Annotated in this window: 12 protein-coding genes; 7 read left to right on the forward strand and 5 right to left on the reverse strand. The window is 40.9% G+C overall.

Translation table 11 applies throughout. The annotated features are described in order from the left end of the window. Positions 1-67 precede the first annotated feature (67 nt). Positions 68-721 carry an alpha/beta fold hydrolase gene (locus DUT71_RS13795; protein ID WP_113663130.1) on the forward strand — a complete coding sequence of 218 codons (654 nt, stop codon included), beginning with the start codon at positions 68-70 and terminating at the stop codon, positions 719-721. A gap of 129 nt (positions 722-850) precedes the next feature. Here DUT71_RS13795 and DUT71_RS13800 read toward each other — a convergent pair whose 3' ends face one another. Beyond that, positions 851-1,168, reverse strand: a complete 318-nt coding sequence (locus DUT71_RS13800) for a DUF493 domain-containing protein (RefSeq protein WP_113663131.1) — start codon at positions 1,166-1,168, stop codon at positions 851-853. 192 nt (positions 1,169-1,360) lie between these two features. On the opposite strand from DUT71_RS13800, the gene DUT71_RS13805 reads away from it, so the two are divergent. From DUT71_RS13805 to DUT71_RS13830, 5 genes are all read left to right on the forward strand, one after another. Then, positions 1,361-3,649, forward strand: a complete 2,289-nt coding sequence (locus DUT71_RS13805; protein WP_113663132.1) for an ATP-dependent helicase — start codon at positions 1,361-1,363, stop codon at positions 3,647-3,649. A 594-nt stretch (positions 3,650-4,243) separates the two neighbouring features. Further along, the gene (locus tag DUT71_RS13815; protein WP_113663134.1) at positions 4,244-4,894 is read left to right on the forward strand and encodes a DUF4290 domain-containing protein; all 651 of its coding nucleotides are present in this window, start codon (positions 4,244-4,246) and stop codon (positions 4,892-4,894) included. Between the two features lie 16 nt (positions 4,895-4,910). Next, entirely contained in the window at positions 4,911-6,236 is a 1,326-nt protein-coding gene (gene murA, locus DUT71_RS13820; RefSeq protein WP_113663135.1) for a UDP-N-acetylglucosamine 1-carboxyvinyltransferase, read from the forward strand. A 313-nt stretch (positions 6,237-6,549) separates the two neighbouring features. Continuing rightward, positions 6,550-7,656 (forward strand): acyltransferase, encoded by a 1,107-nt coding sequence (locus DUT71_RS13825; RefSeq protein WP_162796047.1) that lies wholly within the window; start codon positions 6,550-6,552, stop codon positions 7,654-7,656. Positions 7,657-7,687: 31 nt separating this feature from the next. Beyond that, positions 7,688-8,191 carry a GNAT family N-acetyltransferase gene (locus DUT71_RS13830; protein ID WP_113663137.1) on the forward strand — a complete coding sequence of 168 codons (504 nt, stop codon included), beginning with the start codon at positions 7,688-7,690 and terminating at the stop codon, positions 8,189-8,191. 150 nt (positions 8,192-8,341) lie between these two features. Here DUT71_RS13830 and DUT71_RS13835 read toward each other — a convergent pair whose 3' ends face one another. Both DUT71_RS13835 and holA read right to left on the reverse strand, forming a co-directional pair. After that, positions 8,342-10,909 carry a zinc-dependent metalloprotease gene (locus tag DUT71_RS13835; protein WP_113663138.1) on the reverse strand — a complete coding sequence of 856 codons (2,568 nt, stop codon included), beginning with the start codon at positions 10,907-10,909 and terminating at the stop codon, positions 8,342-8,344. 121 nt (positions 10,910-11,030) lie between these two features. After that, positions 11,031-12,050, reverse strand: coding sequence for a DNA polymerase III subunit delta (gene holA / locus DUT71_RS13840; protein ID WP_113663139.1), 1,020 nt, complete (start codon positions 12,048-12,050; stop codon positions 11,031-11,033). Positions 12,051-12,146: 96 nt separating this feature from the next. Between holA and DUT71_RS13845 the strand changes: the two genes are divergently transcribed. Beyond that, complete coding sequence (locus tag DUT71_RS13845) at positions 12,147-12,611, forward strand: type I restriction enzyme HsdR N-terminal domain-containing protein (protein ID WP_113663140.1); 465 nt, start codon at positions 12,147-12,149, stop codon at positions 12,609-12,611. Positions 12,612-12,896: 285 nt separating this feature from the next. Here DUT71_RS13845 and DUT71_RS13850 read toward each other — a convergent pair whose 3' ends face one another. Together DUT71_RS13850 and murI are read right to left on the reverse strand one after the other, a co-directional pair. Then, complete coding sequence (locus tag DUT71_RS13850) at positions 12,897-14,798, reverse strand: amidophosphoribosyltransferase (RefSeq protein ID WP_113663141.1); 1,902 nt, start codon at positions 14,796-14,798, stop codon at positions 12,897-12,899. A gap of 114 nt (positions 14,799-14,912) precedes the next feature. Further along, positions 14,913-15,737, reverse strand: coding sequence for a glutamate racemase (gene murI / locus DUT71_RS13855; protein ID WP_113663142.1), 825 nt, complete (start codon positions 15,735-15,737; stop codon positions 14,913-14,915). Positions 15,738-15,758 lie beyond the last annotated feature (21 nt).

Raw genomic sequence — 15,758 nt, forward strand, 5'->3', positions numbered from 1 at the left:
CATTAAGAAATTAAGATGTTCTTAAATACATTAAGATAGCAAATAACTATACTCAACCCCCAAGCAAATGAAGAAAATCTATATACTAAGCGGATTAGGAGCAGATGAGAAGGTGTTCAGATATTTAGATTTTAAAGATTTAGACGTCACGTTTGTACAATGGATCAAACCCTTAGCCAATGAAACCATCATCCACTATACTCAAAGAATAAGTGAACAAGTCCTAAGCAAAAACCCAATTCTTATAGGCCTATCGTTTGGGGGTATTATTGCTACCGAGCTTGCTAAAATAATTCCTGTTGAGCAGCTCATCTTAATTTCTTCATTAAAAACAAGAGCGGAAATCCCATTCATTTATCGATTAGTGGGTCAACTTAATTTACATCGATTGATCCCCTATTCATTCCTGAAAAAAGACCATGCTTTAAACAGATGGTTATTTGGGGTGATTCGTAAAAGCGATAAAGACTTATTCAAGAGAGTATTAGCTGATACCGACCTCGATTTTCTAAAATGGGCCATTAACATCATTGTCACTTGGAAAAACACTCACTTACACTCGCACTTACAACATATCCATGGAACTAAGGACAAATTACTTCCTTTTAAAAATGCTGAAAAGGCTATCGCTATTGAAAACGGTGGGCATTTGATGGTATTGGATAAAGCTAAGCAGGTTAGCGAGGTGTTACATCAGGTTATTAACATAAAAACCACCTAAAACACCTAAGAGCATTTAAGATAATTAAGGAATAACCGAGCTAAAAACTTAATGTTCCTTAATGCCTTAATGGTTCAAAAACTAAGATATTATTAAACGTATAAGGTGGTAATAAACAGCTTTCAACTCCTAAAGCAGCATAATTCCTTTAATGGCACTGGCCTGCTTGTAAATATCCACTACTTCATCAGCATTTTGCACCTGCTTATTCACTGTAATAGCGATGTATTTACCCGTTTTGGAAGGCTTTTCTACAAACTCGTCGTTAGGCAAAACCGCCCTTAGTTCCTCAATTTTGGTATGGTCACCGGTAATGATGAACTTGAAGGTATAAGTTCCCGGAAAGCTTTGTACATTTTCCAGCTTTTCCTTAAAGTTTGCATATACATCGGCATTGCTCCCTTCAGGAATATCGTTAAAATCTATGTTTATTTTTTTATCATCCATACCCTTACCTATCAAATTCTGTTCCTAAGCACAATCATGCTATTTTGTCATAAAGTTAAATATTCAAAAATATAAGGCAAAAAGTGGAAAGCATAACCCAAATGGGTGCTTTAAACTTTCAACACCTCCATTTTTAACTTTAATAAGCGCTCTGCTTTTGTTATTTTTGGGCTTTAAAAAGGATATAAGATTTTGGATTATTTAGCAGGATTAAACCCACAGCAAAGAGCAGCAGTAGAGAATACCGAAGGTCCGGCAATGATTGTAGCCGGTGCAGGTTCAGGAAAAACGAGGGTAATTACCTATCGTGTGGCACATTTGATACAGAAAGGTGTTGATCCGTTCAATATTTTGGTATTAACCTTTACCAACAAAGCCAGTAAGGAAATGCGTGAGCGTATCGAAAAAGTGGTTGGTGCCGATGCCAAAAGCATTTGGATGGGAACTTTCCACTCGGTGTTTGCCAAAATTTTACGTGTGGAAGCGGAAAAAATCGGTTATCCCAGCAATTTTACCATTTACGACACCGATGATTGCAAAAGTTTAATCCGTACTATCCTTAAAGAAATGCAGCTAGATGACAAGCTGTATGCCGCAAATATTGTTTACAACCGTATTTCCCAGGCAAAAAACAATCTCATATCCGTTGCCGAATATGTCAATAACCCTACCATACAGGCAGAAGATATTGGCAATAAAAGACCCGAGTTAGGCAAAATTTACGAAACCTATGCCAAACGTTGCTACAAAGCGGGTGCCATGGATTTCGACGATTTATTGTTCAAGACCAACGTGCTACTCAAAAAACATCCAGAGGTACTGCACAAGTACCAGCACAAGTTTAAATATTTGATGGTAGATGAGTATCAGGATACCAACTTTTCCCAATACACCATTGTAAAAAAACTTGCCGCAGCGCATGAAAATTTATGTGTAGTGGGCGATGATGCACAAAGCATTTACGCTTTCCGTGGAGCAAATATCCAGAACATCCTCAATTTCGAACGTGATTATCCGGATTTGAAGGTTTACAAATTGGAGCAGAACTATCGTTCTACGCAAAACATCGTTGAAGTGGCTAACAGCATCATTGCCAATAACAAAAACCAGTTAGAGAAAAATGTATTCTCGGCTAATGAGCAGGGCGATAAAATCAAGATATCAAGGGCTTTTACCGATAACGAAGAGGGTAAATTAGTGGCCGAGGCCATTGTACAGGAACGTACGGGAAATGGCCTTAACTATACCGATTTTGCGATCCTTTACCGTACCAACGCACAAAGTAGGGCCATGGAGGAAGCTTTGCGTAAGCTCAATGTTCCTTATAAAATTTACGGTGGACTTTCTTTCTACCAACGCAAGGAAATCAAGGATTTGATTGCCTATTTCCGTTTAACTTTTAACCCTGCCGATGAGGAAGCGCTGAAACGTGTAATCAATTACCCCCGCCGTGGTTTGGGCGATACTACCTTGGAAAAAGTATCGGTAGCAGCCAACGAGCATGGCATTACGATGTGGGAAGTGATCTGTAATCCGCAACAATACTTGGGCGGACGCATACCTAGCCAACTGAATGATTTTGCCATGATGATCAGAGCGTTTGCTGCAGAATCAAAAAAATTAGATGCCTACGAAACGGCGTTATACATTGCGCAACACTCAGGCATTTTAAAAGAACTGCACAGCGATGATAGCGTGGAAGGCAGGGCCCGGTACGAAAATATCCAGGAGTTATTGGCCGGTATTAAAGAGTTTTCCGAACGTGAAGATATTGAAGACCGTAGCTTAGCAATTTTCATGCAAGATGTGGCCTTGTTAACCAATGATGATAAAGACAAGGACAAAGACGCAGATACGGTTTCTTTAATGACCATCCACTCGGCCAAAGGTTTGGAATTTAAAAATGTGTTTGTGGTTGGCTTGGAAGAAAACCTGTTCCCATCGCAAATGTCGCTGACCTCGAGAACCGACCTGGAAGAAGAGCGCCGTTTGTTCTACGTAGCCATTACCAGAGCCGAGAAAAAACTGACTTTAACTTACGCTACCTCACGTTACCGTTGGGGACAATTAACTTCGTGTGAACCTAGCCGTTTTATCAATGAAATTAGCCCTAAATACCTGGAGTTAGATGCCATTAAACAGGCCAAACCTAGCTTTAGCAGTGGCGGTTTTGATACAGAGCGCAAAACATGGAGCCAACAAAGGGAGCTTCAGCCAAAACCTGCTTCGCAACAAACGGCATTTAAACCCAAACCAACAACCTCTATCCTACCCAAAGCGCACGTACCAACCGCTGGCTTTACCCCCAATGCAGCGCATGAATTTCAGAATGGCATGGAAGTAGAACACGAAAAATTTGGTTTCGGAAAAATTGTACAGCTCGAAGGAATACTGCCTGATGTTAAAGCAACGGTGTTTTTCCAAGGTTTGGGCAATAAACAATTATTGCTAAAGTTTGCGAAGTTAAGAATAGTGAAGTAGTTGTTTTTTGGGGATTAGTTTCAAGCACTAATTATGCCCGAAGTTATTCAACAACGAAACGGCCCCAATTTAGGACAATGTTGTAAACCGGCATCTCCAAAGATGTTTTTGCTGTCCCCGGAAATGACGAAACACCAATGGCATTACAAAACCTGAACTTGTACCCCTAAACTTATCACTTATTCCCCAAAACTTTACTATCTTTGCGAGCAACAAGCCATTCCGGTGAATTTCATAACTGAAAACATCTTTGGAAGTTGAGGGTTTTCCCTTAGTCTGTAACTTCTGTTTCAGTTATTTCATAATGGTAAGAAAAGATCATTGAGTTATTTCGGTTTTTGCAACAATAAAGGAATAAGCAATGGCTGTTTTGGACAGGCCCTTGTTTAATAAACCTGATGGTAGTGAAAATACTTTTTGTGACACCTGCGTACCACAAACCTCGCAGGTTTTAAAAACCTGTGAGGTTTTTAGCATTAACGTTAGCAAAAAGATTGCAACGTACAGCAGGGCTGCCCTGGCCATGAAATGCCTAACACCGTTTTTCAAATTGTGATAAGATTGAAATAACCTATAACCGTTAATTTTATTAAAATGAATTTTGATTATAATACCACCAGAAGCGAATTGATTTTGGCCGAGTACGGACGTAACGTACAAAACATGGTAAAGTACATTATTACCCTGCCTACCAAAGAAGAACGTAACAAATATGCACAGGCCGTGATTGATTTGATGGGCTTTTTAAACCCGCATTTGCGTGATGTAGCCGATTTTAAGCACAAGCTTTGGGACCATCTGCACATTATCTCCAACTACCAGATTGATGTGGACAGCCCCTACCCTAAACCTACGCCTGAAACGAAGGAATTTAGGCCAGCACACATTGGCTATCCGCACCAACGCATTAAATACAAGCACTACGGCAAAACGGTTGAAAAACTGATTGCCAATGCCATTGAAGAGCCCAATCCAGAACGCAAAGCGGCCATGGTGCAAGGCATTGCCAATTTCATGAAAATGGCTTATGTACAATGGAATAAGGATAATGTTGCCGATGAGGTGATCATTAAAAACCTGAGAGAACTTTCGGGAGGTGCTTTAACCTTGGAAGAGCATGTGAACCTTCAAAAAGTGGAGTTCAAATCTCAAAACAACCGACAAAACAATAATCGCGGTCGTCAGAACAATAAAAAGAACCGTCAGCGCAACAACAATAATAACAATAATAAACAGAGACATTAACCAGAAAATTATTGCAATGAACGCATTTGAAATTATTGGTGGTAAAAAATTAAAGGGCGAAATTACCCCCCAGGGAGCCAAAAACGAGGCTCTACAAATTGTATCGGCAGTATTGTTAACCGAAGAAAAGGTAACCATCAGCAATATTCCTGATATTAAAGACGTCAATAAACTGATTGATCTTTTAGCTGATTTAGGCGTAAAAGTTGAGCGATTAAGCAAAGACACCTACACATTTGAAGCTAAAAATATCGACCTGGACTTCTTCCAGTCGGAAACTTTTAAATCAAAAGGTGGTAGCCTACGTGGCTCTATCATGATCGTAGGACCATTATTGGCCCGTTTTGGCAAGGCGGCTATCCCTAAACCGGGAGGCGATAAAATTGGCCGCCGCCGTTTGGACACCCACTTTTTAGGCTTCGAGAAATTGGGCGCCAAATTTGTTTACGACAGTAAAAAATCTTTCTTCAATGTAGATGCCACCAACCTTAAGGGCACTTACATTTTGTTAGACGAGGCCTCGGTAACGGGAACGGCCAACATTGTAATGGCAGCCGTTTTGGCCAAAGGTACTACCACCATCTACAACGCCGCCTGCGAGCCTTACCTGCAACAGCTTTGCAAAATGCTGAACCGCATGGGCGCCAAAATTAGTGGCATTGGCTCTAACCTGCTAACCATCGAAGGCGTTAAAAAACTGGGCGGAACCGAACACCGCATGTTGCCTGATATGATTGAAATTGGTTCCTTTATTGGCTTGGCAGCCATGACCGAATCGGAAATCACCATTAAAAATGTGCAATACGATGAGCTGGGCATTATTCCAGAGGTGTTTAAAAAACTGGGAATCAAACTGGAGCGCCGTGGCGACGACATTTATGTGCCGTCTCAAAAGCACTACGAACTGGACACCTTTATTGATGGCTCTATCCTTACCATTGCCGACGCCCCTTGGCCGGGCTTTACGCCAGATTTACTGAGCATTGTTTTGGTAGTGGCCACACAAGCTAAAGGCAACGTACTGATCCACCAAAAAATGTTCGAAAGCCGCTTATTCTTTGTTGATAAACTGATTGACATGGGGGCGCAAATTATCCTCTGCGACCCGCACCGTGCCACCGTGAACGGTATCGACAAAAAGTATAAGCTACGTGGCATCAGCATGACTTCGCCAGATATCAGAGCGGGTGTTTCCCTGTTAATCGCGGCCCTGTCTGCCGAAGGGAAATCAACCATCTTCAACATTGAGCAAATTGAGCGTGGCTATCAGGATATCGACACCCGTTTGCGCGCCCTTGGGGCCCAAATTAAACGTGTTGATGCCGCAGCACCAAGCCACTAATATTTACCATTTTAGCCATACAAGCTAATCCATATTTAGAAAAGCAGGACCAGTACCCTTAACCATGTTAGTCCTGCTTTCTCTTTTAGTCCTCGCTACGTTTCACTCCGCTGTGGGCTAACCGTTCAATCAGGTTTAATGCACAAAGGCCTGTGCTTCAAAAACCACATCATTTTCGAGCGCTATATCGCTTCTATGTAGTTGTATTTACGCTTTAGAGGGTCTACACCTCCAAATGAACCACATACACACATCGTAAACCCATCGCACTAAAATTATTATTGTCTGTTATAATGGCAAAATGACGACCTATGTGGTTATATTTTCCCTTCAACAACGATCTTTAGTTTTCGCCAAAAGCTTTACGTTAAATATTCCTATTTTTGACGCACAAAACAGCAGATTGAAAAACTACATCAGCAACTTGAGGAACATTGCCACCTTTGCAGTTATTTTACTGCATGTAGCCGCCCCTTTTGTGCTACAATTCAACAAAATCAGCTTTGCCTCGTGGCAATTGGCCAACCTGCTGGATTCGATGCTCCGCTTTGGTGTTCCTGTATTTGTGATGATTTCTGGAGCAGTATTGCTTGACCGCAGCGAACCATTGAGCACTTTCCTATCCAAACGCTTAAAGCGGGTGTTGCTCCCGTTTTTATTTTGGAGCATTGTTTATTTCGTTTTTGTATATGCAGGCAGCTTCCAAAAGCTTTCAATGCTGCAACTTTTGCAAACACTCTTTAATAAACTACTTAAAGGCACCTATTATCATTTGTGGTATGTGTACATGATTTTGGGCATTTACCTGTTTGTTCCCATTATTAGGAAATGGGCTCAAAACAGTACCAAACAAGAACTACAATACTTCCTGTTTTTATGGGCAGTTACGCTATTGATCAACACCAACGTAGCCAAATATTTGCCCAGCGTAGAAGTTTTATATTTTAGCAGATATTTGGGCTATTTTATATTAGGTTACTATCTAGACAAGCATGTAAGCACCTCCAGGCCTAAAAACAATCTATATTTAATGTGCTTTGTGTTTGGGGCTGCACTAACTTTCCTGTCCACCAGTTACCTTTCCGTGAAACAAAACCATCTTAACATAACTTATTATAACTACCTGTCGCCAAATGTTTGCCTGCTTTCTATAGGCATTTTTCTGTCGGGAAAAAGCTTATTGCACAATTCCAGCAAGCTTTCCATTAATTTGGACAAGCATAGCTACGGCATTTACTTGGTGCATGTATTAGTACTACATTATGTTTATCGTTTTACGGCCTATCTTACCTTTGATAAAAATTCGCCGTTATGGCTGCTGATGTACATCATTTCAATATCGATAATTACGTATCTAGTTTCTTACGCATTGATTTGGGTTTTGGCCCTTCCTAAAAAACTTCGCCCATTAATTACCTAGCTGTCTTGTTAACACTGGAAAAACCGATGTCATGATTTTAAGAAAAGCGAAATCCACAGAAATAAACCAAATTTGGGAAATTATCCAATACGCCATTGCGCAGAGAAAAGCCGATGGGAGTACACAGTGGCAAGATGGCTACCCCAATGAAAACACCATACAAGCAGACATTGAACAGGGCTATGGCTATATCATTGAAGAAAAAGGCACTGTACTATTGTATGCAGCTGTGATATTTGGTACAGAACCCGCCTACGAGAACATCGTGGGAAAATGGTTAAGCAATCAAGATTATGTGGTGATCCACCGTGTTGCCGCCTCGCCGCTGGCCAAAGGGAAATCCATTGCCACCAAATTTTTCCAAATGGTTGAAGGCCTTTGCCTGGAGAAAAAGGTGTACAGCATTAAAGTTGATACTAATTTTGATAACATGGCCATGTTGAGGATCTTGGAAAAACTAGCTTATACCTATTGTGGCGAAGTATATTTTAGGGGCGCAGCCAGAAAAGCTTTCGAAAAAGTTTTGCCGAGGTAACGCTTAAGGATGGAAAAATGCGGGCATTTTTTGGATAAAGTGCTTGCGAAAAAGAGATTCTTTGTTACGGCCAAAATCACAAAGCCATCGCATATAAAAAATCCCCTTGGAGCTATCCAAGGGGACTGCGGTATGCAACAAATCAAAAGATTATTTTTTCTTCTCTAATGCTTGCTCAATACGGTCAGATAAATCCTCTAAGTGATATTTACTTAAAGTATCTGCCTGTGAACTTGCTTTGATGGCTTTATCCAACTCACGCAATTGCCCCTTAACCACTGAAATTGCATCAGTTTGGCTGGCCGTTAAACCTGTAGGCGCACCAGCACCTCGGCCAAAAGCAGCCGCCGTACCAGTAGGAGCAGCAGGAGGGTTTACAATGGCAATTAATCTATCTACATAAGCTTTTTGTAAGTTTCGGCGGTAAACATCAATTGCTGCTCCACCTTTCAGCTCCGTGAAAATTGAAGCATTCAGATCCTTAAATAAATCAGAGATTTTATAAGCAGTAGCACCGTCAGTAGCTTCGGCCACAATTAAGTTGCCTAAAACTCTGGTGGAAACAATGCGTGATAAAGCCGCATTTTGCAATCTAGAAACGACTACCAGTGGGCTTTCGTTAATATTATCTAAAATAGACTGGTCTAACAACCATTTTGGTGTAGTAAATACTTGCCTGTTTAAAAATTCCATGGCTTCTTTTTGAGTTGCCGCAGGAGTACGCTCATACACCAAACCTTCTTGGTCTACTGTTTTAGGGTTTTCGTAGATACCGCCAATGTTTTTGCTTACGTGGCCAACGTAACGGCCAAACTGAGTAGTTAACTGGCCGTACATATTACCTAGTTCATCATAGTTCTCTCCAGGTTGTTTAGTCCAAGTTTTGAGGTTGGCTAAAATTACCTTTAAGTTTTTGATACCATAATCACTAGCTTTCATGGCGTTATCACCTAAATCCTCATTTTGTGAATGCGGATCATCAGGGTTGATCTCGGTACCAAACCACAAGCGTCTGTTCTTAGCAGCTTCAACAGTCATCTTATCTAATATTTTCATATCAGAAGCTACCGTTTTGCTATCAGGGAAATATCTATATCCCCACTCAATTGCCCATTTGTCATAATCGCCAATGCGAGGGTACAAACCTGATTTAGAAATGTTATCCTCTGGCTGTGCCACATAGTTGAAACGAGCATAGTCCATGATTGATGGCGTGTGGCCATTTTCTTCTACCCATTTCTTGTTACGTAAATTTTCTACCGGTACAGATGAGCTTGAGCCATAGTTATGGCGTAATCCTAAAGTATGGCCCACTTCGTGAGAAGATACAAAACGGATCAAATCGCCCATTAATTCATCGCTAAAGTTAACAGTACGGGCTCTTTTATCCACTGCTGCCGTTTGGATAAAATACCAATCACGAACCAGTTTCATCACATTATGGTACCAGTTGATATGGCTTTCCATGATCTCGCCGGTACGTGGGTCTGAAATACTCGGTCCGCTTGCATTAGGAATTTCTGAGGGTTTGTAAACGATGGCAGAGTTACGTGCATCATCCAAACTCCAGGTAGAATCCTGTGCTTTTGTTGGAGCCATTTTACCTATTACCGCATTTTTAAAGCCAGCTTTTTCAAAAGCTTTTTGCCAATCGTTAACTCCTGCAATTAAATATGGCACCCATTTTTTCGGCGTAGCCGGATCAATATAAAAAACGATAGGTTTAGCCGGCTCTACCAATTCGCCGCGTTTATATTTGGCCATATCCTGCGGCTTTGGCTCTAATCTCCAACGTTTCACCAATTCAACCTCTTTAACACCTTGTGGGTTTAAATCAAAATCAGTATAGCCTACTGCGAAGTAGCCTACACGAGGGTCGAAATAACGAGGTTTCATAGGAACTTTAGGTAAAATCACCAATGAAGTGTTCAATTCTAAAGTAACGGAACCTGTTGGGGCACCACCGCCACCAAATGAAGGCATGCCGCCACCGCCACCCATTCCTGAGCTTTGCGCAGCCTTGGCATAAGTTTTTACGGTTTTGATTTCCACATTGGTAGGGAAACTTTTAACATCTTGGATATAACTTCTATCTGCTTGTTGTGCGCCAATGCCAAATCTAGATTTGAACATCGAAGAGCCAAAATAGAAAATATCATTATCGCTGTTGATATATGTAGTTACGTCAATTACACTACCATTTTTGCCTGGCGTATAAGCAGCAATATCAAATGCAGCGGCAATAGGCTGTACACTTGAGTTTTTCAAAGACTGGTACATCGACGAGGTGCTATCGGCACCGTAAGCCCTAAAGCTCACCTTACGCATGAAAATACGGTTGTTTGGTCCTTTTTCAAAACGGATTACCGAGCTGCCAATTTGGTCGCCGGCGTAACCTTGGGCAGCACGTACCTCGGCTCCCGATTTTGAGATACGGCTTACCACCAAAATATCTCTGTTTAGGGTACTGTCCGCAATTTCAAAATAGAATTTATCTTCAATTCTATGGGCGGTGATCATTCCCTTGCGAGTAAGCGCCTTATTGGTGATCACCTGATCATAAGGTTTTGGTTGGGTTCTGGCAGCGGTTGGAGCACCAAATGCGCCTGGGGCTCTGCGTGTGCTATCGCTGGGCACACCACCACCTTGTGGTCTTTGGGCATGTGCAAAAGTCACCGCACCAGCAACCATTAATAGGGTAAATAAATTTTTCTTCATCAATTTTTTGAATAAGTTAATTGCTAGGAGTAAAAATAAGTTTAGCGCTACGATAATTTCAGAATTACGTATAACTTCTTAGTTACATCTAAAAGATTTTAGCGTAAGGGCCTATGGAGCCTTAATGAAGAATCTTAAAAACCAATTCTTTCAACAAATCGCCATCTGAAATATTGCCCGTACTCTCTAAACCCTTGCTCTTTAGATCATATTCCCGAAGCAAGCTGATGATATCGAAAGTTTTTCCGGCACTAAAGGTTCTGGCAGCAGCTTCATAATCCTTAATAAAGTATGGACTCACGCCGAGCTCCCTTGGGGCATCAGCCTTATTGGGCAGATAGTGGTATTTTAATATCTTGGAAAAGTACGAATTAAGATTTGCCATGACCATGATCATGGGATTGGCTTTTGGGTTGCCCGCAAAATAATTGATGATCTGGTTGCTTTTAACCACATTTCTGCTAGCCAACGCTTTCTGCAGTTCGAACACATTATATTCTTTACTTATTCCAATATTCCTTTGGATATGGTCTGTTTGAATGGTAGTTGCCTTATCAATATTTAAACAAAGTTTTTCTACTTCATTGGCAATCTTCGAAAGGTCAGTGCCCAGGTATTCAGCCATCAAGGCAACCGCCTGCGGTTCTATTTTATAGCCTTTGCTTTTAATATGGTCTTCTATCCATGGCACTAACTTATAGTCGCGTACGGGGTCGCTCTGAAAAACAATTCCATTACTGTTAATGGCTTTGTAAATTTTCTTACGCTTATCAAAATTAGCATATTTATAGGCCAGTACCAGAATAGTGCTTGGCAAAGGTTTTTCAAAATAAGCCAGTGTAAAATCTGCCTCCTTGCTGGTCCCTTCGTTTGCCCATTTCAAATCCTGCGCCTCTTTGACAATAATCAATTGATATTCGGACATCATGGGATAGCGCTTTGCGGCGTTCATAATGGTTGCCATATCGGTATCTTTTCCGTACAGAACCGTTTGGTTAAAACCTTTTTCACCTTCAGCGAGTACGTTTGCTTCCATATAATCTACAATCTGATCTATATAAAAGGGTTCTTCTCCCTGCAAAAGGTAAACTGGCTTAAACTTTCTTGCTTTTATATCCTTGATGATTTCATCGGCGCTCATTAGCCAAAATTACGATTTTCGATTTACGATTTTAGATTTGTGAATGATTGTGAGTAATTTTTGGCTTTTAGCGTTTAGCTTTCTACTTTTGGGGCAATGTCATTCAACCCTACACCGCTTAACTTGCCATTTTATCCTTTTAAAATTACCGAAAAGGATGGCATTCATTATATTTTTGATGAGGCCAGAAAGAAGCATCTGGTACTCACTCCCGAAGAATGGGTACGGCAGCATTTCATCAAATATCTGATCAGCGAAAAACGGTTTCCGGTAAGTTTAATGCAAATTGAGGGAGGCTTAAACCTTAACCAAACAAGGAAACGTAGCGATATTTTGATTTATACCAATACTGGAGAAAAATTGATGGTGGTAGAATGTAAAGCGCCTTCGGTAAACATCACTCAAGCTACCTTTGACCAGGCAGCCAGATACAATTCTGTTTACAAAGCCAAATGGATTGTAATTACCAATGGGCTTAACCATTATTACGCACAAATAGACCACGAAAACAAGGGCTTTCTTTTTGTAGAAGATTTGCCAATTTATAGTGTGTTAGTTTAGTGGAATTTAATAGCGCTTCATTGGGGGCTTTGCGAAGCAATCTTACAACAAATGATTGTGCAAGTTAGCGTTACGCTATTATTCTTACACCTGCATGTGTAGGTGGTTTTGAAATTGTAAATAAACCACAAATAGAAACACAACGTTAAATAACCTTTCTTTAAGATTGTTTCGTAGTGCCTCCCGCAATAACGCAAAGTATTTTCCATAAAAAAGGGAGAAACCTTACTAGATTTCTCCCCTTAGTTAAAATAACGGCCATTTATTTTTGCCGTTTCATTTAGCTTAATATGCTCTTTGGTTGTTTCCTTCTTTCCAGTTCACAAAAGCCTTGTTTACTACTTTGTTGCCTCCTGGTGTTGGATAATCTCCTGAAAAATACCAATCGCCCACGTGATGCGGACAAGCTTCGTGCAAGTTTTCTAAAGTTTGATAAATCACCTCCACTTCTGCAACGGTTTCCGCAGGAGTAATGATTTTAGCAATCTGATCTGAAATTTCCTGAGGGGTAAACGGAGCGTAAATCTCTTTTACGTGGTTTACAATTTCCTCTTTAGGCAATTCTAGCGAAGCTTTACATTTTTGGTAAACTTCTTCAATGATATTTGCCTGCCCTCTTTCTTTCAACAGCTGGATTGCTGCATCGAAAGCAACAAATTGCCCCATCTTAGACATGTCGATGCCATAGCAATCAGGATACCTGATTTGCGGTGCGGATGATACAATGATGATCTTTTTGGGGTGCAACCTGTCAATAATTTTGATGATACTTTGCTTCAAAGTAGTTCCTCTCACAATCGAATCATCTACGGCCACCAATGTATCTGTATGGTTTTTGATTACGCCATAAGTAGTATCATAAACGTGAGCTACCATTTCTCCCCTATCCGCATCCTGCGTAATAAAAGTACGGAGCTTCACATCTTTAATCGCTAATTTTTCTACTCGAGGACGCATTGACAATAAATCATCCAGTGCAGCATCATCCAAAACCTCCTTGCGCTGCAACAAAGTTTCTTTCTGCACATCCGTGATGTATTTATGCAACCCATCCACCATTCCATAAAACGATACCTCTGCAGTATTAGGAATAAATGAGAAAACGGTATTCTTCAAATCGTAGTTTACGGTTTTCAATACTTGTGGGCACAATAGCTCGCCCAGTTTTTTACGCTCTTTATAGATATCGGCGTCGCTACCTCTTGAGAAATAAATTCGTTCAAAAGAGCATGCCTTTTTCTCTAAAGGTTCACGGAACATCTCTTCCGAAACAGTTCCATCTTTCTTGATAACCAAAGCATGTCCTGGTTTAATTTCCTTTACGCTATTGATCTGCACTTTAAATGCGGTTTGTATGGCGGGGCGCTCTGAAGCAGCTACCACTACTTCATCGTCCACGTAGTAAAATGCCGGACGAATACCTGCGGGATCCCTCATGACAAAGGCATCTCCATTGCCTACAATCCCCGACATGGCATAACCACCATCCCAATTTTTGGCCGAACGACGCAGGATATTAGCTACGTTAAGGTTTTTAGATATCTTTTGGGTAATTTCTACGTTGCTCAGTCCTTCTTTTTTATATTCATCAAACAGAAGCTGATTTTCATCATCCAAAAAATGTCCAATTTTTTCCAAAACGGTTACGGTATCGGCTTTCTCTTTTGGATGCTGCCCCAACTCGTACAACTGTTCCAACAGTTCATCAACGTTGGTCATGTTAAAGTTGCCGGCAATAACCAAATTTCTGGTCATCCAGTTGTTTTGGCGTAAAAAGGGGTGGCAGTTTTCGATACTGTTTTTGCCGTGTGTGCCATACCGTAGGTGCCCTAGTAAAACCTCTCCAATGAAACTTACGTTCTGCTTTAGGAACTCAGTGTCTTTCATTAGTTCGGGGGTTTCTTCCTGTATACCTACAAATTTGTTCTGCACGTAACCAAAAATATCTGCAACGGCATTTTGCGCCATGGAGCGATAGCGGCTGATATAGCGGCTGCCCGGTTTCATGTCTAACTTAATGGTGGCAATACCCGCTCCGTCCTGGCCACGGTTATGCTGTTTTTCCATCAACAAGTATAATTTGTTGAGGCCATAAAGCGCAGTACCGTATTTTTCCTGGTAATATGAGAGAGGTTTTAACAAGCGGATAAAGGCTATTCCGCACTCGTGTTTGATTTGTTCGCTCATTGATTGTGAATGAAGGGGCAAATTTACCCTTTTGCACAATGAAAACCTAGTAAGAAAATACTTGATTTTCTACGGATACATCATTTTTGTGTTATATTTTTGAGAAAGAAAAAGTTACACTTTAACTTTTATGGATTTGATGCTTCTTTCTAAAAATACCGAAGCGTGTTCATCGAACGTTTGGGTATCCCCGGTGGTGTAAAAAGACTGCATGCTTTGCTGTCCTAAATGCGCATTTACCTCAGGGTGTCTTTCCAGATAGTTGAGCAAACTTTTGGCTACAATATCACCTTGGGCTACCACGTTAATGTTTGCACCAATTTGCGCCTTTATTTTAGGCACCAACAGGGGATAATGTGTGCAGGCCAGCAAAATTGTATCTATTTGGCTTGATTGCCGCAATAACTCATCCAGGTATTTCCTAACAAAATAATCAGCGCCTTCGTTTTCATGTTCGCCATTTTCGATCAGTGGCACCCACATGGGGCAACTTTGCTGATATACCTTAACTTCGGGAAAAAATTTATGTATTTCAATCAAGTAGGATTCGGAACGCACAGTTCCCCTTGTTCCCAATACGCCTATTGATTTGCTTTGGCTCATCTCGCCAATTACTTCTGCCGTGGGCCTAATTACGCCCAACACTTTATTTGAAGGGTATTTTTTGGGCAAATCAAGCTGTTGGATATTTCTTAAAGCTTTAGCGGATGCGGTGTTACACGCCAAAATCACCAAGGGGCAACCCTGGGCAAATAGCCATTCTACGCATTCTAGCGTGTACTGGTAAACCGTATCAAAAGAATGATCACCATAGGGCGAGCGGGCGTTATCCCCTAAATAAATATAATTGTAATTGGGCATTTGCTGGGCTATAGCTTTGAAAACCGTTAAACCGCCAAATCCGGAGTCAAATACACCTATCGCATTTTCAACATTCATGTCATAAAAAAAGCGGAATTA

The sequence above is a fragment of the Pedobacter nanyangensis genome, from assembly GCF_003313505.1.
In the GTDB taxonomy this organism is placed as follows: Bacteria; Bacteroidota; Bacteroidia; order Sphingobacteriales; family Sphingobacteriaceae; genus Pedobacter; species Pedobacter nanyangensis.

Bases quoted from the DNA above. Each gene is read 5' to 3' on its own strand.
- DUT71_RS13795 (WP_113663130.1), top strand. From the start codon at position 68: ATGAAGAAAATCTATATACTAAGCGGATTAGGAGCAGATGAGAAGGTG.
- DUT71_RS13800 (WP_113663131.1), bottom strand. From the start codon at position 1,168: ATGGATGATAAAAAAATAAACATAGATTTTAACGATATTCCTGAAGGG.
- DUT71_RS13815 (WP_113663134.1), top strand. From the start codon at position 4,244: ATGAATTTTGATTATAATACCACCAGAAGCGAATTGATTTTGGCCGAG.
- murA (WP_113663135.1), top strand. From the start codon at position 4,911: ATGAACGCATTTGAAATTATTGGTGGTAAAAAATTAAAGGGCGAAATT.
- DUT71_RS13830 (WP_113663137.1), top strand. From the start codon at position 7,688: ATGATTTTAAGAAAAGCGAAATCCACAGAAATAAACCAAATTTGGGAA.
- DUT71_RS13835 (WP_113663138.1), bottom strand. From the start codon at position 10,909: ATGAAGAAAAATTTATTTACCCTATTAATGGTTGCTGGTGCGGTGACT.
- holA (WP_113663139.1), bottom strand. From the start codon at position 12,050: ATGAGCGCCGATGAAATCATCAAGGATATAAAAGCAAGAAAGTTTAAG.
- DUT71_RS13845 (WP_113663140.1), top strand. From the start codon at position 12,147: ATGTCATTCAACCCTACACCGCTTAACTTGCCATTTTATCCTTTTAAA.
- DUT71_RS13850 (WP_113663141.1), bottom strand. From the start codon at position 14,798: ATGAGCGAACAAATCAAACACGAGTGCGGAATAGCCTTTATCCGCTTG.
- murI (WP_113663142.1), bottom strand. From the start codon at position 15,737: ATGAATGTTGAAAATGCGATAGGTGTATTTGACTCCGGATTTGGCGGT.